Annotated in this window: 18 protein-coding genes and 1 pseudogene; 10 read left to right on the forward strand and 9 right to left on the reverse strand. The window is 72.7% G+C overall.

Annotated elements, in window-relative coordinates; genetic code table 11:
* Positions 1-107: 107 nt before the first annotated feature.
* Both GSY65_RS15810 and GSY65_RS15815 read right to left on the reverse strand, forming a co-directional pair.
* Entirely contained in the window at positions 108-605 is a 498-nt protein-coding gene (locus tag GSY65_RS15810) for an HAD domain-containing protein (RefSeq protein ID WP_159768808.1), read from the reverse strand.
* On the reverse strand, positions 602-1,855 hold the full coding sequence (locus GSY65_RS15815) for an IS256 family transposase (RefSeq protein WP_159768811.1): 1,254 nt from the start codon (positions 1,853-1,855) through the stop codon (positions 602-604). Before GSY65_RS15815 ends, GSY65_RS15810 begins: the two co-directional genes overlap by 4 nt.
* A gap of 168 nt (positions 1,856-2,023) precedes the next feature.
* On the opposite strand from GSY65_RS15815, the gene GSY65_RS15820 reads away from it, so the two are divergent.
* Positions 2,024-3,238, forward strand: coding sequence for an IS701 family transposase (locus GSY65_RS15820; RefSeq protein ID WP_443043293.1), 1,215 nt, complete (start codon positions 2,024-2,026; stop codon positions 3,236-3,238).
* A 208-nt stretch (positions 3,239-3,446) separates the two neighbouring features.
* On the opposite strand, the gene GSY65_RS15825 is transcribed toward GSY65_RS15820, so the two are convergent.
* Positions 3,447-3,719 (reverse strand): GntR family transcriptional regulator, encoded by a 273-nt coding sequence (locus GSY65_RS15825; protein WP_005485930.1) that lies wholly within the window; start codon positions 3,717-3,719, stop codon positions 3,447-3,449.
* A 155-nt stretch (positions 3,720-3,874) separates the two neighbouring features.
* Here GSY65_RS15825 and GSY65_RS33275 point away from each other — a divergent pair, with 155 nt between their 5' ends.
* The 3 genes and pseudogenes from GSY65_RS33275 to GSY65_RS15840 form a co-directional block, all read left to right on the forward strand.
* Positions 3,875-4,189, forward strand: a complete 315-nt coding sequence (locus GSY65_RS33275) for a hypothetical protein (protein ID WP_201452550.1) — start codon at positions 3,875-3,877, stop codon at positions 4,187-4,189.
* On the forward strand, positions 4,186-4,449 hold the full coding sequence (locus tag GSY65_RS15835; RefSeq protein WP_159768817.1) for a hypothetical protein: 264 nt from the start codon (positions 4,186-4,188) through the stop codon (positions 4,447-4,449). The genes GSY65_RS33275 and GSY65_RS15835 overlap by 4 nt, the downstream gene beginning before the upstream one ends.
* A 319-nt stretch (positions 4,450-4,768) precedes the next feature.
* Positions 4,769-5,608, forward strand: a pseudogene (locus GSY65_RS15840) (serine/threonine protein kinase); the annotation flags it as partial.
* A gap of 181 nt (positions 5,609-5,789) precedes the next feature.
* Here the strand turns inward: GSY65_RS15840 and GSY65_RS15845 are convergent.
* A complete protein-coding gene (locus GSY65_RS15845) occupies positions 5,790-6,413 on the reverse strand; it encodes a lamin tail domain-containing protein (RefSeq protein WP_159768820.1) in 624 nt (207 codons plus the stop codon).
* Positions 6,414-7,107: 694 nt separating this feature from the next.
* Here GSY65_RS15845 and GSY65_RS33280 point away from each other — a divergent pair.
* Complete coding sequence (locus GSY65_RS33280) at positions 7,108-7,431, forward strand: three-helix bundle dimerization domain-containing protein (RefSeq protein WP_201452551.1); 324 nt, start codon at positions 7,108-7,110, stop codon at positions 7,429-7,431.
* A gap of 169 nt (positions 7,432-7,600) precedes the next feature.
* Positions 7,601-7,897, forward strand: coding sequence for a zinc-ribbon domain-containing protein (locus tag GSY65_RS15855; protein WP_201452552.1), 297 nt, complete (start codon positions 7,601-7,603; stop codon positions 7,895-7,897).
* A gap of 182 nt (positions 7,898-8,079) precedes the next feature.
* Here GSY65_RS15855 and GSY65_RS15860 read toward each other — a convergent pair whose 3' ends face one another.
* The 4 genes from GSY65_RS15860 to GSY65_RS15875 all read right to left on the reverse strand — a co-directional run bounded on the left by GSY65_RS15860 (position 8,080) and on the right by GSY65_RS15875 (position 11,858).
* Positions 8,080-9,009 carry a hypothetical protein gene (locus tag GSY65_RS15860; RefSeq protein WP_159768823.1) on the reverse strand — a complete coding sequence of 310 codons (930 nt, stop codon included), beginning with the start codon at positions 9,007-9,009 and terminating at the stop codon, positions 8,080-8,082.
* Positions 9,006-9,959 (reverse strand): sigma-70 family RNA polymerase sigma factor, encoded by a 954-nt coding sequence (locus tag GSY65_RS15865; RefSeq protein ID WP_236579808.1) that lies wholly within the window; start codon positions 9,957-9,959, stop codon positions 9,006-9,008. Before GSY65_RS15865 ends, GSY65_RS15860 begins: the two co-directional genes overlap by 4 nt.
* Positions 9,956-10,339 carry a hypothetical protein gene (locus GSY65_RS15870; RefSeq protein WP_159768826.1) on the reverse strand — a complete coding sequence of 128 codons (384 nt, stop codon included), beginning with the start codon at positions 10,337-10,339 and terminating at the stop codon, positions 9,956-9,958. The genes GSY65_RS15865 and GSY65_RS15870 overlap by 4 nt, the downstream gene beginning before the upstream one ends.
* A 277-nt stretch (positions 10,340-10,616) precedes the next feature.
* Positions 10,617-11,858 carry an MFS transporter gene (locus GSY65_RS15875; protein WP_236579809.1) on the reverse strand — a complete coding sequence of 414 codons (1,242 nt, stop codon included), beginning with the start codon at positions 11,856-11,858 and terminating at the stop codon, positions 10,617-10,619.
* 95 nt (positions 11,859-11,953) lie between these two features.
* Between GSY65_RS15875 and GSY65_RS15880 the strand changes: the two genes are divergently transcribed.
* The 4 genes from GSY65_RS15880 (at position 11,954) to GSY65_RS15895 (ending at position 16,491) form a co-directional block, all read left to right on the forward strand.
* A complete protein-coding gene (locus GSY65_RS15880; RefSeq protein ID WP_159768829.1) occupies positions 11,954-12,982 on the forward strand; it encodes a helix-turn-helix domain-containing protein in 1,029 nt (342 codons plus the stop codon).
* Entirely contained in the window at positions 12,979-13,485 is a 507-nt protein-coding gene (locus tag GSY65_RS15885; protein WP_159768832.1) for a glutathione peroxidase, read from the forward strand. Before GSY65_RS15880 ends, GSY65_RS15885 begins: the two co-directional genes overlap by 4 nt.
* Positions 13,486-13,614: 129 nt before the next feature.
* On the forward strand, positions 13,615-14,583 hold the full coding sequence (locus tag GSY65_RS15890; RefSeq protein ID WP_159768835.1) for a MerR family transcriptional regulator: 969 nt from the start codon (positions 13,615-13,617) through the stop codon (positions 14,581-14,583).
* A gap of 243 nt (positions 14,584-14,826) precedes the next feature.
* Positions 14,827-16,491, forward strand: a complete 1,665-nt coding sequence (locus tag GSY65_RS15895) for a hypothetical protein (RefSeq protein WP_159768838.1) — start codon at positions 14,827-14,829, stop codon at positions 16,489-16,491.
* Positions 16,492-16,628: 137 nt separating this feature from the next.
* Here GSY65_RS15895 and GSY65_RS15900 read toward each other — a convergent pair whose 3' ends face one another.
* Positions 16,629-19,361: a D-alanyl-D-alanine carboxypeptidase gene (locus tag GSY65_RS15900; RefSeq protein ID WP_159768841.1), complete on the reverse strand. Its 2,733-nt coding sequence runs from the start codon at positions 19,359-19,361 to the stop codon at positions 16,629-16,631.
* Positions 19,362-19,412: the final 51 nt, after the last annotated feature.

Here is a 19,412-nt window from a genome sequence, read left to right on the forward strand (position 1 = left end):
GCCTGATGTTCCGTCAGGGGCGGGTTCGATGATCTCTCATCCGAAGGGTGGGTTTGTGCTGGTCGACCTTGAGTAATTGTCAATTCCTGTGGATCACCGCGGGAGCCTCAAGCAGCCCGCAGCCATTGATCGAGGACTGCGAAGTCTTCGTTGGTGAGGCCGCGGGACGACGCGATGCGGTGGAGGAGGGCCGGGCCGGGGTGGTGGGTGGACACCCAGTCCTGATCGGCGTCGGTGATCTCGTCGTCGACCCAGATGAACGGGCGTCCGTCCGCCCATGCCGCTAGGGTTCGGGTCTTCCAGTGGAGCCCGAACCACTTGTCCTCGCGTTCCTGCGCGTCGGAGGGTTCCGGCCAGTGCACGACCGGCAGGGGCGGCAGGCCGAGCCGCGGTGCGATGTCGGTGTTCGCCGCCCCTTCCCAGGTGGTTGCCCAGACCAGCTCGCACGGCAGTGCCGCAAGGCGAGGCCCGAGGTGCGGGTCGAGCCGCGTCAGGTGCGAATCTGTCGCGGTGCCTGACGGCTCGCGCTGCGGGCCGTCGCCGAACGGCAGGAGAGGTCCGTCGATATCCAGGAACAGCAGCGGGCGTTCCTTGCGCTCACTCATGCCGCAGCCTCCTGCTCACGCTCGACCAGGACGCCGCGTTCGAAGCGGGCACCGTTGCGGACGAGGGCGACGAGGTGGGATGCGGTGATCGCGCGCCAGCGGGCCCGGGCGGACTCAGCGAGCCTGAACACCATCGCCAGGGCCGCGGCCGGGCTGCCGGCGCCGCGGGTGACCTTGGTCCGCAGCTTCACCGTGCTGAAGGTCGACTCGATCGGATTCGTCGTGCGCAGGTGGACCCAGTGCTCGGCCGGGAAGTCGTAGAACGCCAGGAGTTCATCGACGTCGTCGGTGATCTTCTTGACGGCCTTGGGCCACTTCGCGCCGTAGGCGCGCCCGAAGTCCTTCACCGCCTTCTCGGCGTGATCGCGGTCCTCGGCGTTGTAGATCTCCTGCAGCGCCTTCTTCGCACCGGGCTGGGCCGATCTCGGCAGGGCGTTGACCACGTTCCGGGTTTTGTGAACCCAGCACCTTTGATGTCTGGCCTGCGGAAACACTTCGGCCAGGGCCCGCCACAGACCCATGGCTCCGTCGCCGACGACGAGCTCGGGATCGCGCATGCCGCGCCGGCGGCAGTCCCGCAGGAGGTCGGCCCAGGACTCGGCCGACTCGCGCAGGCCCTCAGCGAGCGCGATCAGCGCCTTGCTGCCGTCGGTGCGCACGCCCATGAGGACCAGGACGCAGGAGTGGGCCTGGCCGAGGCGGACCTTGGGGTGGACGCCGTCGGCCCACACGTACACATGGTCGGCCCCGGACAGGTCTCGGTCCTGGAAGCCGACGTGGTCGTCGCTCCACTGCGTGGTCAGCCGGGTCACCGTGGCCGGCGAGAGCCCAGCGGCCGAGCCGAGGAACTGCTCCATCGCGGGCACGAAGTCGCCCGAGGACAGACCGTGCAGGTAGAGCAGGGGAAGAACCTCGCTGATCTTCGGGGACTTCCGGGACCAGGGGGCGAGGATCTTGGACGAGAACCGCTTGCGCTCGCCCGTCTCGCCGTCGACCCGCTTGTCGTTCACCCGCGGTGCCTTCACCGCAATCGGCCCGGCGGCGGTGGCCACCGTCCGCTCGCGGTGGTGGCCGTTGCGGACCACCAGCCTGCGACCGGCCTCGTCCCGCTCGCCCGCCAACTCAGCTATGTACTGGTCGACCTCGGCTTCCAGGGCCGCGGCGAGCATCCGACGGGCACCCTCACGGACGATGTCGTCCATCAGGGAGCCGCTCTGGGTGGTGCCGTCCTCGTTGACCACGCTCAGCACGGGCGTGCCTTCCCGACCCGCGCTACAACGCGGGCCTACTCGATGACCAGAAGTCGATCACTCGGGAAGGTATGCCCTCCTCGTTCCGCGAGGCACCCCTCCCGAGTCCGATCCACAGGTCTTGAGCATTGCTCGTCGACCGTCTTGGGCGGGCAGGGTCCGAGCGTGATCGAGGATCTTGGAACGGGTCGGTGGGCTGCGGAACTTGAAGAGCTCTTCCTGCGGGTGGGCGGCCGGTTCTCGCGCGTCGAGCCGAGGCGGCGGATGCGGGACTACGTGCGCGGCCTGCTGGGGCCGGTGGGCCGCAAGAACGGCCGGCAGCTTGCGGAATTCGCCGGCCACGCCACACCGGACGGACTGCGGCGACTGCTCGCCGGTCCTCGATGGGACCCCGAGGAGATCCGCGATGACCTGCAAGGCTATGTCGCGGAGAAGCTCGGCCGACCGGACGGCGTACTGATCATCGACGACACCGGGTTCCTCAAGAAGGGCACCACCTCGGCCGGGGTGCAACGCCAGTACTCCGGCACGGCCGGCCGCACCGAGAACCGCCAGATGGGCGTGTTCGCCGCCTACGCCTCAGCCAAGGGCCGCGCGCTGGTGGACCGGGAGCTGTACCTGCCCAAGTCCTGGACAGGCGATCCGGACCGTTGCCGCGCGGCCAAGATCCCCGCGGACCGCGCGTTCGTGACCAAGGGAGAGCTCGCCCGGCGCCTGGTACTGCGGGCCCTCGCCTCGGATCTGCCCATCGCCTGGGTCACCGCCGATTCCGCCTACGGCCAGGAGTGGGGATTCCGTCGCTTCCTGGAGGAATCCGGCGTCGGCTATGTGCTCGCCGTCCCGAAATCACAGCAGGTCAAGTCACTGGTCGGGATCTGGCGTATCGATCAGCTGATCGGCGAGGCACCCGATGACGCCTGGCAGCGTCTGTCGGCCGGCGACGGCGCCAAGGGCCCGCGCGTCTACGACTGGGCCGCCGCCCAACTACCCGTCATCGACTTCTTCGACGGCGCGGAGCCCACCCATCGCCGGTGGGTACTGGCCCGCCGCAGCCTCAAACGTCCCGACGAGATCGCCTACTACCTGTGCTACGCGCCGGCCGGCGCCACGGTCGCGGAGCTGGTCCGCATCGCCGGGTCCCGCTGGGCGATCGAAGAGTGCTTCCAGGCCGCGAAGAACGAGTGCGGCCTTGACGAGTACGAAGTCCGCCGCTATCCGGGCTGGTATCGGCGCATCACCCTGGCCATGCTCGCGCACGCCTTCCTCGCCGCGATGGCCGCCGCGGCGATCGAAAGGGGGGCCGAAGAAACGGTTCCGGTCTCCTCACGCCCCTCTCCGTGGCAGAAGTCCGAAGGCTCCTGGCAGCTTGCCATTTCCACCTAACACCCCACCCAAATAAGCGAGTTCAGGCGCTGAGCTGGTCGAGGTGGCGACGGCGCCATCAGGCAGTCGCCCGGCACTGCCATTACCGCCGCCGAGCCTGCACGCATTTCGGATCCACCGAACCCGCCCCTGACGGAACATCAGGCCCCTACACTCAGAACCAGACCCCTGACCAGCAGGAATAGCGAAACGAAACGCTGCTGGAGTACTAGGCCGGGGTCTCAGGGGAGGGCGGCAGGGGGTCGGTGACAAACCACCCCCGCTGGGGCACGGCGTACACCCAGCCTTCGTCGGCCAGCAGACCGAGCCCCCGCCGCACGGTCGTACGCGCGATCCCGTAACGCTGCACAAGCTGAGCCTCACTCGGCAGCATCCGCCCGGGCTGCCAGTCACCGCGCTGAATCTGCCCACGCAGGATCTCGGCCAGTTGCCGGTACGGGGTCAGCGGCGCGCCATGGTCGATCTCAGCATCAGGGTTCATGGACTTGACGCTAGGCAAGCCGACTGATGCACGCTCTTTGAGATACGTCTCGCGACGAATCGATACAAGGCGATACGATGGCCCAAAGAAACGCCCCGGCCGGAAGGGTGAGAGCTTCCATGCCGGGGCTGAGCCGACTGATTGGGAGTCGACCTATGCGCAGCCTACTGGCCGCGATTCTGGCCCTGTTCCTGCCCGCCCGGGGTGCCCATCGCGCCGCAGCGCCGCCGCCGCTGCCCCCCATCTCCTGTCCGCCCGCTCCGGAACCCGCGCCCGTGATCACGTGTCCGCATCCGGCGGACGTCATCACCGCCGACGGCATGCCCCTGGTCCGGCCGTACGTCGTCGAATGGGAACGCGAGCGGGACGAACGTGACCGGCGGCGTCTTCAGCGCGAGCGGCGCCGGGCGGCGGTCCTGGCGACGCTGGGGCAGGACTACGTTCCGGTTCCGTGGGAGGCCGCCGTATGAGCACGAGTACGCCGCGTCTGCGCAGTCTCGGCCTCGACCCGGACACCGGCAAGGAGGCCCTGGCGGTCACGGACCCCGGCGGCCGTCTTGAGGAGCTGGCCGACGTGCACGCCCTGAAGGCCGCCGCCGTCCTGGTGACGGTCGTCGGTGCCGTACTGGAGGTGGGGAAGGCGTCGGACGCCGAGCTCGCCGCCTTCGTCACGCCGTTGCACGCCGCGCTCGAAGAATGCGTCGGCATCATGGCGGCGGACAGGGAGTGACGCGGCGTAGAGGCGATTCGGCCGCAGGGCCGGTGGTGCCGTGGGTGCCCGGAGATCCTCCTGGGCACCCACCCTCCACCGACCGCGGCACGGGGCTGTTCCTGCGGCGGGAGGCCGGCCGCCGCACCCTCCTGCCCGCTGCCCCACCGCCGGGCCCATGTCCAGGTCGCGCCGCGAACGCTGGACGGTGTCCTGACGCAGCGGTCACACTTGACCCCTGACCGTGACTGTTCATCACGCACACCGGGGGCAAGGTGCCGCAGGAGGCGATCACGACCGTTACGAACTCCTGGAGTAGCTGAGCCACGGCGGCATGGGCGACGTGTGCCTGCACCTGCTGCGCAAGGCGCCCGAGGCGCGGCCCGCCGACACGCAGGAGGTGTACGCGCGGCTGCTGCCGTTCCTCCCGCCGCCGGGCCAGGAGCCCGGCACGGCGGACGCCGGGCCGGGCGGCGCGCCCGACCCCACGGGCGTGTTCCGTCGCCCGTTCGCGCCCCGCGCCCGCGCCCAGGCCCCGGCGCCCGGTGGTCCGGCGCCGACGGCCGTCCTCCCGGGGGCCCAGCCGGTGCCCGTCCCCGCCCGGCTGCGTGAAGACATCAAGGAGGCGTACGCGCATTCCGACGCCCTGCTGGAGGAGGAGCGGTTCGCGCAGGCCGCCGAGGTGCTCGGCGAGGTCATCGAACCGGCCGCCCTCGCCCTCGGCTCCGAGAGCAGGCAGGTCCTGGCGCTGCGCCGCCAGCGGGCGGCGATCCGCCTCCTCGGCGGCGACTACCGGGCCGCCCTGCCCGAGTTCGACGTCCTCGCCGACGCCTACGCCCGTATCGCCGGGCCCACCGGCGAGCAGGCGCGCGCCTGCCGCGCCCAGGCGGCCCGCTGCCGCGCCGAACTCGGCCAGGTCACCGACGCGCTCGCCGCGCTCCAGGGCGTGCTGAACGTCGTGCGGGCCGTCGACAGCGACGTGAGCGAGGAAGCCGTGGAGCTGCGGCACAACATCGGGATGCTGCTGCTCGCCCAGGGCCGGACCGTCGAGGCGCGGCAGGTCCTCGAACCGCTCCACCAGGACATGTGCATGGTGTTCGGCCCGGAGGACGAGATGACCGTCGAGATCGCCGAGGCGCTCGCCGTGATCCGCCTCGACCTCGACGGTTCGGCTTCCTGACCCGCCACCTCCAGAAGCAGCATCGCCACAACCATGCGGTCCAGGTGATCGGGCTGTGCGCGGGCGTCGAGGCGTGTCCGGGTGCCGGTCGTGCGGGAGGCGCGCCCGGCCGTGGGGTGCCGGGCGCGCCTGGACTGGCGGGCGTGGCTGAAGGGGTTCAGGTCACGCGCCTGGTGGTGGGTCAGCGGTGGTGGCGGCCGTTGTCGGTGTGGCGGTGGTCGCCGTGACGGTTGTCGCCGTGGCGGTTGTCGCCGTGGTCGTCCATGTCGTGGTGGCGGTGGTCGCCGTGGTCGTTCATGTCGTGGTGGCGGTGGTGGCCGCGGTCGTCCATGTCGTGGTGGCGGTGGTGGCCCCAGGATTCGCTGTCGATGAAGCGGCCGCGGTCGTTGCGGAGGGTGGCGGTGTCGGAGCGGTTGCCCCAGATGTGGTGGCGGCTGCGCTGGTACAGGTCGCTGGCCGTGTCGCGACCGAAGCCGGTGTGGATGCGGACCGTCGTACGGCCCCGGAGGCGGTAGTCGTCGAAGGTGTAGGTGCGGCCGTCCTCGTTCCTGAGGGTCCAGCCGTCGAGGTTGACGCCGTGCCGGGTGGTGTTGGTGATCTCCACCCACTCCCGGTTCAGGGAGCGGTTCGAGCGGTCGTCGCGGCCCGGGGCGTCGTACTGGACCTCGGAGATCGTCACCCTCAGCCGGGGGTGACGGTCGTGGTCGGCGGCGGACGCCGGCAGGGCGACCAGCGAGATCAGCGCGCCGGCGGCGAGCGTGGCAGCGGCGAGACGGCGGGCGCCGGCAGAAGCGGTGGCGGACAAAAGGGCTCCCTCGTGGTGCGGACACCTTCCCCGGGTCGCCGATGCGGGCCGCGGGGAAGTGGTGCGGTGGCGGCCGGTTGGCCGCACGCACACTCTGTCCACGTCATGGAGAAATCGTGGTGCAACATCCCTCTCTGTTACCTGGTGTCCACATTTCTATGACTCTCGCCTGCAACGTCCATCAATGCGTTCAACGACCGGCATCGCGTCGCCGGGGGGTCGGATTGTCCTGCGGGGGTTGGGGTGCGGCGGTGTCCTCATCTCCCTGTGACGCTCGGGAGCGGGGCGGGCATCACCCGAAAGTGAGTAACAGGTCGTAAGCACCCGGGGTCCGGGCTTCGCCCGGCACGCGTCGCCGCCGTCGGTTCCGCGAGGGGTGCCGGGGCCGGCCGGAGCCGTGCGGCGGGACACCGGGCGGGCGGTCGGTGCGTCCTCGGAGGGCGATCTTGTGCAGGTCCGTCGAGAATGAGCACCAGGGATCCTGTCGCGGCTGTGGCGGGTGGGTGGCTTGCTCTGCGGTCGGAGGTCGGTCGTGGGATCGGGATCTGGTTCTGGTGCTGGTGCTGGTTCTCGTCGGGAAAGCGGTGCGGCCTCTGCGGTCGAGTGGCTGGGCCCGTCGGACGACGCGGGTCGGATCGTCGAGGGTGGGGGCCGCCTGCCCGAGCGGGCCGAGGAGGCGGGGAACGCTGGTCCGGTGGTGCCGTCGGGCGTCCCCGTCGCCGGCTCGCACGACGAACTTCTCCTCGTCCGGGATCTGGTGGCACGGCTGACCGCCGACTATCCCTCGGTCGGCGTCGCGACCGTCGAGGCGGCGGTCAGGGCCGCCTACGACGTCTTCCGTCAGGCCCGGGTGCGGGCCTACGTTCCCATCCTGGTCGAACGCCGGTCCCGGAAGGCGCTCAGGGCCCACTGCCTCGCCGCCCCCGCGCCCACCTCCGCCCCTCCCTCCACCCCCGCCCCGGAGCCGGCTCCGACCCCGGCTCCGGCTCCGACCCCGGCCCCGGCCCCGGCCCCCTAGCGTCGCGTGACACCGCGGCCTGGCGGGCGCGCCGCCGGGAACCGCCGGGAACCGTCCCCGCCCAGGTGAAGGGGGACGTGGAGGTGGCCGCGGGAATCTCTAGGACGATCGGGCCGGTGCGTGCACACTGGGGGCAGAGTGCCGGTAGGCACCACCGGGAAGGATCGACATGTTGATCATCTTTGGCACCAAGGGCTACCTGTACCAGCTCGCGATACTCACGCTGGTGTGCGGGCAGTGCGGGAACCCCTCCGCGCACACGCTGCGCAAGCGGGTCACGAAGTTCACGTTGTTCTTCGTGCCGTTGTTCCCGGTGTCGACGAAGTACCAGACGCAGTGCACGTTCTGCGGCGCCGAGCAGAAGGTGACCGCCGAGCAGGCCGAGCAGCTCCAGGCGCAGGGCGCGGGCGGTCCGAGCGGTCACTTCCAGGGCCGGGACCAGAGCCAGCAGCCCTACCAGTCCTGACCCGGTTGTCAGGGGGGCGGGCGACGTAGCGTCCGCCGTACGACTCCCCTTCCAATCCCCTTCCAATCCCCCTCCAGTTCCCCTCCAATCCCCCTCGAACCGCCTCACCCCCGGCCCCGACCACCCGCCCTCGCCGGACCGGGCGGGCATCCCGTGTTCCAGGTCGGTGCCGCGTGACCAGGTCAGTGCCGCGTGCCCGGGGCGGGGTCGGCGTTTCCCCTCCGGGGCCTTTCCCCTCCCGCCCCTCGCCGGGGCAGCCGTGGTGGTCGTGGCTGCGCGTGGGGCGCCGGGGGCCTTGGCCAGGTGTTCGTCGCCGTGTTCGCCGCCGTGGTCGCCGCCGCGTTCCTCGCCGTGGTCGCCGCCAGGAGCATCGTCATGTGTTCGGCGAAGTCGGGGCGTGGCAAGGGGAGTTCGAAGTCGGGGTTGTCGACGTAGCCGAGCGTCACCGCTCCGGGGACGTAGTGCATGACCGCGTCGGCGAGTTCCGTGCGGGGCAGGGCCGTCCGGTCGAGGTGGGTGAGGGCGCGGAGCACCGTCGGGAAGCTGGCGTCGTAGGCGACGGGGACGCAGGCGTCGTACGCGGCGGGGACGCCGGTGTCGTACGCCGTGGGGGCTCCGCCTGCCTCGTGGGACGCGGTGAGGGGTTCCGGTGACGGGCGCGTGCCGATGCTGGTCTGTTCGCGCCACCACGCCGCCGCGTCCGCGTCGCCGAGGACCAAATGCTGGAGGTAGAGACAGTACGAGGCGAGGTCGTCGCCGGCGCCCGCCGCGTACTGCCACCAGGAGCGGGCGCTGTCCGCGGCGTCGGCGAGCTGGAGGACGCAGCCGAGGACGCGGGCGCCCGGCGGTTCGGGCAGGTGCTCGGTGACGAACGCCTGGAGGGAGTCGGAGGTGGTGTGGGCCAGGACCGTCTCGCACAGGGTGCGCAGGTCGCGGGCGGCCATCGTGCGGGTGCGGTCGTGCTGGCGGGCGCCGCCGACGAGCGGGTCGTGACCGAGCGCGCCCGGCACTATGTCGTGCGGTATCACCGGGGTTTCGAGGAGGCGGGCCCGGGCGAGGAGGTCGTCCAGCGGGGCAGGCGGGGGCATGGGGGTCATCGGCGTGGGCGTCATTCGGGGATCTCTCCCGGGTGGTTCTGGGGTTCCGGGGCGTGGCCGTGCCGCTGCTGGAGGCGGAGCGCCGCGGTGAGGGTCTTGCGGGCGTACCGGTCGGCCGTGTGGACGGAGGCGATGGGCACGCCCAGGACGTCGGCGACGGCGGCGTGGTCCATGCCGCGCAGGTACGTGAGCACCATGACGTCCAGCTGGTGGGCGGGCAGGCGGCTGATCGCCTTGAAGAGGGCCATCGACTCCTCGATCTGCGCGAACCGCGCCTCCGGGGTGGCGAGCACGCTCAGGGCGACCGTGTCGAACGCGGTGCGGGCCAGCTCCGGGCAGCCGTCGACGTGGCGGGCGCGGGCCATGACGCTCCGGCGCAGCACGGACCAGGCGAACGGCACGACGTCGGAGCTGGCCAGCGCCTCGTCCCAGCGGAACCACAGCACGTCGAACGTCTCCGCGACGACCTCCCGCGCCTCGTCCTCGCCGAGGAACAGCCGGGCGTAGGCGAGGTAGGCGGAGCGGTTGAGTTCGGTGAACGCCTGGTGCTCCAACGGGGGTACGGTCGGCCCGGTCGACACGGTCGCCCGTCCGGGCGGGTGCGTGCGGTTCTGGATGCAGCCGTCTATCCAGTCGGGTTTCTTCTCGGCCTCCAGCGCGGCGGCCATCCAGAGCCGGCGCATCGGCCAGCTCGGTACGTCGAGGACGTCCAGCAGGCCGTAGGTGATCTCCCAGCGCGGGTAGCGGCCCGTGCCGCGCAGAAGTTCGGAGATCTTCGACTTGGCCCAGCCGGACCGGCAGCTCAGCTCACTGATCGTCAGTCCGCTGGCCAGGAACCGGTGGCGCAGGGGCTCCAGCCAGGCGCGGTGGGCGGCGCCCACTCCGTCGGCTATCGGCCCGAGCTTGCGGCCGGGCTTGCCCGCCGGCGGTCCCCCTCCGGGCCGCCGCGACAGGGACGGGGTCACCCGAGGCGCTCCTCGTCGGCCGCGACGGGACCCCGGCCTGCCGCCACCGGACCGGGCCCGCCCGACACCGCACCGGAGCCGGCCGACACCGCACCGGACCCGCCCGACACCGGACCGGACCCACCCGACACCGGACCAACCCCAGCCGCCACCGCGCCGCAGCCGGCCGCCACCGCCCCAGACCCGGCCGACACCGCCCCAGACCCGGCCGACACCGCACCGGACCCGGTCGTCATCGCGGTGACGACCTGTTCCGCGCTCAGCACGAGCGTGGGGACGACGGCGGCCGCCGCGGCCGGCTGGTCGACGGCGACCAGCACGACGCTCCAGCCGAGGACCGTCACCAGGACGGCGACGGATAAGACTTGCCTTCTGGACATCGAAACCTTCCCCACATGTACGTCCGAGAAGCTCCCTCCGCGGTGCCGGCGCGTCATCGGGGAGCCGGACGTCAGCATGGGGGGCGCACTCCCCGTCCCGCCACGCCCTCGGGGAATCGCGGAACAATACGGCCGCCGCGCGGCAGCGCGCACGGTACCGGCCGCCGACGCCCGTACACGGGGAAACGTGTGGCGGTACAGGCTTTCGGGGCGAAGTTCCCGCATCCCGGCCGGCCGTGCCCGGCGCGCGCACATCATGAACGCCGAGGCGCCGCGTTCAGCGCCGGAACCTCCCCGTCCGGGGGGTCCCGCCCCTCGTGCCGATCGAGGAGGGGCGGACCGCTCCCGCCTCGTCCGGCACGGGCGGGCGGGGGCGGTCGACCGCCAGCGCCAGCGTCACCGCCACGGACGCCGCGGCCATCACCGCCATCGCCGTGCCCGGCGAGGTCAGTTGGGCGACTGCGCCCGCGAGCGCCGCGCTGGCGCCCTGGAGGGTGAGCATGCCGGCCGAGTGCAGGCCGAGGGCGTGACCCGTGAGGTCCGGCGGGGTGAGGGCCAGCAGGTGCTGCTGCTGGACGAGGCTCGCGCCGAAGCCGACCGAGGCGAGCGTCGCGCAGGCGGCGGCCAGGGGCGTCGGCGGGTGGAGGGCGAGAAGGAGGTACGGGGCGGCCAGGAGCAGCAGCAGGGGCGTGGCGAGGCGGTCGCGGATCCGGGGCGGGAGGAGTCTGCCGACGGTCACGTCGCCGGTGAACATGCCGAGCGCCGCGCAGGCGAACAGCAGGCCCGCGCGGTCGGGGTCGTACGCCACGAACAGGGACTCGCAGCCGACGACCAGGCCGTTGGGGATCCACAGGCCCAGATAGAGGCGGCGGCGCGGGACGGACGCCCACAGGCGCGCGTTGGTCCGCCAGGTCGCCGCGACCGACGGGCGGCCGGCGGCGCGCGGGGCGCGCCGGCTCAGGCCCGTGAGCAGGCAGAGGGCGGCCAGCGCGGACAGGGCCGCCGACACCAGCAGCGTCAGCCGCGGGGACAGCAGCGCCACCAGGGCGCCGCCGGTGGCGTAGCCCGTGATCTGCGTGAGCCCGTGCAGCATGTTGAACACCGAGCGGCCCAGCAGGTAGCCGTCCTTCGGCAGGATCTCGGTCAGCAGGCCCCAGCGCACTCCCCCGCCCAGTGACGCGACCAGCCCCTGGGCGGCGATCACCGCGAACACCGACCACAGCGGCAGGCCGGGCAGCGCCAGCAGCGCCGTGCTCACCGCGAACGACGCGGCGAGGCCGGTGAGCGTCGCCCTCGGCGGCAGCCGGTCGGCGGCGGACAGCAGCGTCGTCGCGCCGACGACCTGGGCCAGGGACGGGCCGAACATGCTGAGCGCCGACAGCAGCGGGGAGCCGGTGGCCTCGTAGACGGACGTCCCGAGGGCCAGCCCGCCGATCGTGGACCCGGCGACCTGGAGGGCCGAGGACACGAAGAGCGGGGTGAACTCCCGGGTGCGGAACAGGGCTTGGTAACTGCGCATGGTCAAGACGATCGGCGCGCGGCCCCCGCCGCCACTAATGTTTCGCGCACACGCGAAAGCCCGGACGGCTTCCGCGACGTCCCGGAGGTCATGCGGTGGGCTGGTGGCAGGTCAACGCCGACACCCTCGCCGGCAGCAGGTTCGTGGTGTCGCCGCTCGCGGAGACGTTCGCGAGCCTGAAGCTGCTGCACGCCGGCACCGGCACCCATCCCGGCGAACGGGCCTGGCTGGCGGACCGTCTGCCCGCCTACCGGGCGGAGTTGGCCCGCGACCCGGTCACCGCCCCGCTGGTCCGGGCGGGCCTCGGCGAGGAGTGGATCGCCGACTTCCTCACCCCGGCCCCGCGCGCGGGCGAGTCCTTCGCGGAGGAGGTCGCCCGGGTCCGGGCCGTGGATCCGGCCGCCGCCCGCGCCCACCTCGTGCTGTCCCTGCGCGGCCCGCTCCCGGCCGCCCTCGACCGCGACGACCTGCCGGACCGCGCGGCCGACCTCCTGACGTACGTGTGGGAGGAGACCGTACGGCCGGACTGGGAGCGGCGCCGGCGGGTGCTGGAGGCGGACGTCCTCGCCCGGACCGCGCAGCTGGGGCAGAGCGGCTGGGCGGCGGTGCTGGACGCGTTGCGGCCCGGGATGCGCTGGCTCGGCGGGAACCGGCTCCAGGTCAACCTCCACGAGTACCCGCCGCGTGAGATCTCCGGCGCACGGCTGGTGTTCGTGCCGGTCACCCCGCAGCGGGTCGGCTGGGTGGCGTGGGAGGAAGGCGCGCGGTACGCCGTCGTGTACCCGTGCTCGGGCGTCCTCGCCGGCGGCGGACCGGCGGCGGCGCCCGCCGCCCTCGGACCGCTCCTCGGCACCGTCCGCGCCCACGTCCTCGCCCTCCTCGACTCCCCCATGAGCACGACCCAGCTGTGCGCGGTCACCGGCCGGCCCCTCGGCTCGGTGGGCCGCCATCTGAAGGTGCTGCTGGACGCGGGCCTGGTCCGGCGCGGACGGGCGGGCCGCTCGGTGCTCTACACGCGGACGGCGGCCGGCGAGGTCCTGGTCCGGGCCGCGGAACAGCGGGAGGCGTGTTCCGTCCGGGGCGGCGGTGACGGGAAAGTTTCCGGAGATAGCATCCGTTTATGACTACTGACACCCCCCGCACCTCTCCCCTCGACGTCGAGATCGGTGCCCTCACGGGCGGCCCGGCGGACCTCGCGCAGTACACCGGGAAGGCCGTGCTCGTCGTGAACGTGGCCTCCAAGTGCGGTCTCACCCCCCAGTACACGGGCCTCGAAGCCCTCCAGGCACGCTACGCGGAGCAGGGCTTCACCGTGCTGGGCGTGCCCTGCAACCAGTTCCTGGGGCAGGAGCCGGGCTCCGCCGAGGAGATCGCGGAGTTCTGCTCGGCGACGTACGGCGTGACCTTCCCGATGACGGAGAAGGTCGAGGTGAACGGCGAGGGCCGGCACGCCCTGTACGAGCGGCTGGTCGGTCACGCGGACGCGGAGGGCCACAGCGGCGACATCCGCTGGAACTTCGAGAAGTTCCTCATCGGCCGGGACGGCTCGGTGGTGGCCCGCTTCTCCCCGCAGACCGAGCCGGAGGCCCCGGAGCTGGTGGCCGCCGTGGAGAAGGCCGTCGGCTGACGCCGTCCGCCAACGGCCGCCCGTCGCGCGTCACCGGTCACCCGTCGCGCGTCACCCGTCGCGCGTCACCCGTTTGACCTTCCCCCTGGGGCAAGGACCAGCGTCCCTCCCGCCGGGCGCGGACGCCCGGTGACGGAGGATGACCCAGTGGCCACGGACGACCTGCTCACCATCGGTGCCTTCGCCGCCCGCGCACGGCTGTCGGCGAAGGCGCTGCGGCTCTACGACCGGCTGGGGCTGCTCGCCCCGGCGTACGTCGACGAGCTGACCGGCTACCGCTACTACCGGTCCGAGCAGGTCGAACGCGCCCGTCTCGTCGCCCTGCTGCGGCAGCTCGACATGCCTCTCGCCCGCGTCGCGGAGATCGTGGAGGCCGTCGGGACGGACGGCGCCCTGGCCGCCGAGCGGCTCGCCGCGTACTGGGCCGGGGCCGAGGAGCGGTTCGCGTCGCAGCGGGCCCTGGTCGGCTACCTCCGTGGACGGCTCACGGGAAGGGACCCGACGATGGACGGCACAAACGGTATGAACGGCACGAACAGCGTGAACGGTACCGGCGGCATCAGCGCCACGACCGGTGCCGGCGCCGCCGGGGCGTACGGCAGCTTCGTGGTCGAGACGGTCGACACGGCCGCGCAGGTGGTGCTCACCCAGCGGCGGCGCCTCCTCGTCGACGAGCTGCCGGCGTGGATCGGGGCGTCGCTGGGGCGGCTGGAGGAGGGGGCGGCGGCCTGCGGCGGGACGACGGGGGCGCCGTTCGTGGTGTACCACTCCGAGGTGTCCCTGGAGAGCGACGGCCCCGCCGAGTCGTGCGTCCCGGTGGCCGACCCGGACGCGGCGCGGCGCTGGGCCGCGGAGCAGGGGCGGGCCCGGGGCGCCGGGGTGCGGGTGGAGCCGGCGCGCCGGCTCGCGTACACGCGGATCACCAAGGCGCAGGTGGCCCATCCGCAGATCGCGGCGGCCTTCGAGGCGGTCGAGCGGTGGATCGCCGCGCGTGGCCTGGAGGTCGCAGGCCCCTGCCGTGAGGTGTACTTCGCGGACTGGGACGCCGCGGGGCCGGAGGATCCGGTGTGCGACGTGGCGTTCCCGGTCGCATCCTGACCCGTGTAGTACCGGTGGGGCTGTGGGGGTTTTCCCTACGGCCGCACCGGAGGGAACAGGTCCTGTCGGCCAACTGTCAGCGGGTGGTTAGCGTCTACCCCAACACACCACGAACAACCGCCCGCACGAGTCGAACGGAACGGACGAGCCGCAGTGGCCTTTGCCGAGCTGACCCCACGACGTCCGGTCTCGCGCGCTGACGAACCGTCGCCGACGCGTGAGCCGTGGCGGGAACGCCACCGGGTGCCCCTCACGACCGCTCTGTGCGCCCTGCCGCTGTACACCGTGTGGTGGGCGGTCTTCGCGACCGGCGGCGGGGATCTGGCGGCCCAGGTGGCGTGGGCGGAGTTCGCGAAGATGTACCCGGACTCCGCGGTCAACCTGTTCTGGTACGGGGGCCTGCACGCGGCGAACTACAGCGTCCTCTCGCCGTATCTGATGGCGGTGTGCGGCGTGGTCGCCGTGACGCTGGCGTCCGGGCTCGCCGCGTCCTGGCTCGTCGGCGCGGTCGTCGCCCGGACGGGGGTGCGGGCGCCGGTCCCGGTCGCCCTCGTGGCGACCTTCTCCCTGTGGTGCCAGGTGGTGTCGGGCCGCTCCACGTTCATGCTGGGCACGGCCTTCGCCCTGGGGGCGTTGCTGGCGGTGGTGGGCGGGCGCGGCGGCCGGCGGCTGGCGGTGACGGCGGTGTGCGCGACGCTGTCCACGATGGGGAGCCCCGTCTCCGGGCTGTTCCTCCTCGTGGTCGGTGCCGCGTACCTGCTGTGCCGCGAGTGGGGCCGGGCGGCGTCGCTGATCGTGCCGCCGGTGACGGTGGTCGCCGTGACCACCCTGCTGTTCCCCTTCGAGGGCGAGCAGCCCATGGCGTTCGGCCGGATATGGCCTCCGGTGGTGATCTGCGCGGTGGTCGTGGTGACCGCGCCTAGCGCCTGGCGGGTGCTCCGCCTCGGCTCCGCGGTGTACGCCCTCGGTGTGGTGCTCTGCTATCTGATCCCCACCCCCATCGGTACGAACGTCGAACGGCTCCTGGAGCTGGCGGGCCCGGCGGCGGCCCTGGCCATCGCCCTGTACCGCGGCGAGGCCCGCGAGGGCGGGGCCCGGCTGCCGCTGCCGTGGTTCACGCCCCCGAGGCGGGTGGTGGCCGGCGGGGTCGCCCTCGTCCTCTCCCTGACGTGGCTGACCGCCAAGACCACCGCCGACATCGTCACCAACACCAAGGTGCCGGAGTGGGCCGTCAAGACCGACGGCGTCGTGAACGAGCTGAAGCGGCTGGGCGCCTGGAAGACCCGCGTCGAGGTGGTCCCGGCCCGCGACCACCGCGAGGCCGCGATCCTCGCCCCGTACATCAACATGGCGCGCGGCTGGAACCGGCAGGCCGACGTCGAGCGGGGCCGCCTGTTCTACGAGGGCCACGGCGGCACGGAGGTGCCCGAGGGCGCCTTCACCCCGGCGGCCTACAAGGCGTGGCTGTCGCAGTGGGCGGTCGGTTTCGTCGTCCTCGTCAACGGCGAGCCGGACGGGCCCGCCGAACTCGAACACGCCCTGGTGACGAGCGAGCCCGACTATCTGGAGCGTGTCTGGGAGGACGCGAACTGGAAGATCTACAAGGTGAAGAACGCGACGCCGCTGGTCGACCGGCCGGCGTCGGTGGTCAGCGCCGACGGCGCCAACCTCGTCGTCCGCATGCCCGGCCCCGGTGAGGTCACCGTCCGTGTCGCCTACTCGCCGTGGCTGTGGGCGGACAACGGCTGTCTCACCGCCGACCGCGGGTCGAACGGCGACCTCACCGAGTTCACCCGCCTCACCGTCCACGAGGCCGGTGACGTCCGCATCAGCTCGCAGTACGGCGGGCCGTCCCGGAAGACGGCGCTGGAGTGCGAGAAGGAGGCGGAGGAGGAGGGCGAGGAGTAGGACGGGCCCCACGGACGGGCCCCACGGATGGGGGCCACGGACGGGCCCCGCTCGGCGCCCACGTACGAGGCGCCCCTCCCGGCCGGTGGTCGGGAGGGGCGCCTCTTCGTGTGCGGTGCGGGTGGCGGCCGTGCCGGTCAGCTCACGCGGGTGAGCTTGGGGACGAAGCCGGGTTCGGTGAGGTCCTTCTGCAGGGCCACCGGGACCTCGACGCCGTAGCCGGTGCCGTCGCCCACGGTCAGCGAGCCGACCTTCGTGCCGGCCTTCGCCTGGTGCGGGATGGTCTCCGCGGGCTCCAGCCCCAGCTTGACGGTCTTGCCGGCCCAGCCGACCGCCGAGACGTCCTCGGTGACGACGACGGGCGTCTGTCCGCCGAGTCGGTCGTCCACGTAGCCGACGACGTCGCCCTTCTTCAGGACCGTGTCGGAGGTGAGGGCGTCCTGGGCGGCGAGCATGGCCGTCTTGCTGACCGCGTTCACGGTGTCGATGATCGGCGGGGTGTGCTGGCCGAGGATCGCGCCGACGACGACGGCCGTCTCGCCGCCGACCTCCTGGGTGGCGGCGAAGAGCAGGTTGCCGCCGGCGGCCGAGGTGGAGCCGGTCTTGATGCCGATGGCGTTGTTGTAGGGGACGAGACGGTTGTAGTTGTCCCAGCGCTTGCCCGTCGGGTCGTGCCAGTAGGGCAGCTTGGTGATGTCGGTGAGGGCCTTCATCCGCACCAGCTCGTTGCCGAGCTTGACCTGGTCCTCGGCGGTGGAGACGGTCGTCTCCTTCAGCCCGGACGGGTCGGTGTACGTGGTGTTCTTCATCCCGAGGTCCTTGGCGGCGGCGTTCATCTTCTTGACGAACTCGGCCTCGGAGCCGTTGCTGTCCCAGCGGGCGAGCAGCCGGGCGATGTTGTTCGCGGACGGAATCATGATGGCCGCGATGGCGTCGTACTGGGAGAGCTTGTCGCCCTCCTTGACGGTGTTGAGCGTGGACTCGCCGTCCTTGTCGTAGCCGCCCTCGGTCTCCGCCTTCGCGTCGACCGGGATGGTCGCGCCCTTGGCGCCCGGCTTCATCGGGTGTTCCTTGAGGATGACGTACGCGGTCATCGCCTTGGCGACGGAGCCGATGGCGACGGGCTTCTGCTCGCCGAAGCGGTCCAGGGTGCCGATGCCGTTGACGTCCATCCAGCCCTGGCCCTCCTCGGGCCACGGCAGGGTCACCTTGTCGCCGTCGAAGGCGTACGAGTCCTTCGCGGTCAGCGCGAGCGTCGGGGCGGGGAGCGAACGGAAGTTCTGTACGACCGCAAAGACGATCACCAGCAGGATGACCAGCGGGGTCCAGATCTTGATCCGCCGGACGGCCGTCCTGAGCGGGGTCTGCGGGGGCGGCGGCGTGTTCGTCAGCTCCGCCAGCAGATCCAGCGGGGGCTTCGGCGGCAGCGGCTGCTGCGTGGTCCGCTCGGGGCCCACCTGGGGAACCGTCCGGGTGGCCTCGGCGGGCGCGACGGAGGGCTGCGCGGACCGGGACGGGGCGGGGTCGTCCAACGACTTGAGCGCCACGAACTTGCTGGTCCGCTCGCTGGGGGCGGCCCTGGCGTCGTCGGGGGCGGACTTGGCGTCCTCCGGGGTGGCCTTGGCGTCCTCGTCCCTGGCGGCACCTTCACGGCCGGGGGTGGCCGTGGCATCGCGTTCGGCGTCGCGGGAGGGCGCGTCGGTGTCGTCGGTCCCGTCGCCGGCCGGCCTGGGGGCCGCCGCGCCCAGCTTGAGCATGGTGGTGGGCTGGTCCACCGCGGGGACCCGGGGGGCGCGGAAGACGGCGGTCGCCTGGTCGACGGGGGGCTCGGCTTCGGCCTTCGTTTCGGCCTTGGGTTCGGCTTCGGGCTTCGTTTCGGGCTCGGCCCCGGCTTCGGCCTTCGTTTCGGGCTCGGCCCCGGCTTCGGGCTTGGCTTCGGCCGCGCTGGGGCGGGACTTGGCGAAGAAGACCCCGGAGCCGCCCTTGGGGGCGGGGGTGCCGGAACCGGCCTTCGCGCTGCCTTCGGAACCCTCGCCGTTCTCCTCCCCGGTGCGGGCGTCGCCCGCGCCCTCGTACCCGGCCTCGGGTTCCGCGTCCCCGACGGGCCCGGAGCCGCCACGCTCGCCGTCCGCGGCACCGCTCCCGCCGTCACGCGACGCGGCGCCCTCGGTCTCTGCGTCGGCGTCCTCGCGGCCACCGGTCACCTGGTCGGCCCCGGCCACGGCCTCATCGGGCTCCGCGTCGCGCGGCACGTCCGCGCCGGTCTCGTCACCCGCGCCCTCCGCCTCCCGCGCCGCGGGCAGCCGCGTGGCGAGGGCGAGGGTCGGCGTGGCGGTCCCCGGCGAGCGCCGGGACGCAGCACCGGACTCGGACTCGGACCCGGCGTCGGCCGCGTCGCCGGTCCCGGCTTCGGTCTCCGCGGCGGGCACGGCTTCCGCCGGCTCCTCCAGGCTCACCTCGGCCTCGGCGCCGTCGTCACCGCCCTCGCCCTCGCCCTCGCGCTCCGCATCGGCATCGGCATCGGCATCGGCATCGGCGGCAGTCGTCTCGTCCCGCCCGGGGTCGTCCGACCCGGCACCGCCCGCCGTCCCTGCGGCGCCCCCGGCACCCGGCCCGGCGTCAGCCGTCGCACCCTCCGCGTCGGCCTCCCGCTCCGCGCCCTCGGTCGTCTCCAGCAGGTCGCGCCGCGAGAAGACCGCCGTCGCCTGGTCCGGCTTCTGTGCGGGGGACGGCGATGTCGGCCGGGAGAGGGACAGGCGTGGGTCCGGGGAGGAGGACCCCGAGGCCTCCGGGATGGGCGGTTCGCTCCCCGACGCCGACGATGTCGACGACTCGTACCGCTTCGACCTGTCGGGGGACGTGCCCGCCACCGATGCCTCCTCCCGCGCGCCGCCCGTCCTCGGGACACGCGCCCTACCGAT

It is taken from the genome of Streptomyces sp. HM190, from assembly GCF_009857135.1.
GTDB lineage: Bacteria > Actinomycetota > Actinomycetes > Streptomycetales > Streptomycetaceae > Streptomyces > Streptomyces heilongjiangensis.

Excerpts from the sequence above, each read along its gene's own strand:
- GSY65_RS15860 (WP_159768823.1), bottom strand. The coding sequence starts at position 9,009 with ATGACGCCCACGCCGATGACCCCCATGCCCCCGCCTGCCCCGCTGGAC.
- GSY65_RS15825 (WP_005485930.1), bottom strand. The coding sequence starts at position 3,719 with ATGAACCCTGATGCTGAGATCGACCATGGCGCGCCGCTGACCCCGTAC.
- GSY65_RS15875 (WP_236579809.1), bottom strand. The coding sequence starts at position 11,858 with ATGCGCAGTTACCAAGCCCTGTTCCGCACCCGGGAGTTCACCCCGCTC.
- GSY65_RS15810 (WP_159768808.1), bottom strand. The coding sequence starts at position 605 with ATGAGTGAGCGCAAGGAACGCCCGCTGCTGTTCCTGGATATCGACGGA.
- GSY65_RS15870 (WP_159768826.1), bottom strand. The coding sequence starts at position 10,339 with ATGTCCAGAAGGCAAGTCTTATCCGTCGCCGTCCTGGTGACGGTCCTC.
- GSY65_RS15835 (WP_159768817.1), top strand. The coding sequence starts at position 4,186 with ATGAGCACGAGTACGCCGCGTCTGCGCAGTCTCGGCCTCGACCCGGAC.
- GSY65_RS15855 (WP_201452552.1), top strand. The coding sequence starts at position 7,601 with ATGTTGATCATCTTTGGCACCAAGGGCTACCTGTACCAGCTCGCGATA.
- GSY65_RS33275 (WP_201452550.1), top strand. The coding sequence starts at position 3,875 with ATGCGCAGCCTACTGGCCGCGATTCTGGCCCTGTTCCTGCCCGCCCGG.
- GSY65_RS15885 (WP_159768832.1), top strand. The coding sequence starts at position 12,979 with ATGACTACTGACACCCCCCGCACCTCTCCCCTCGACGTCGAGATCGGT.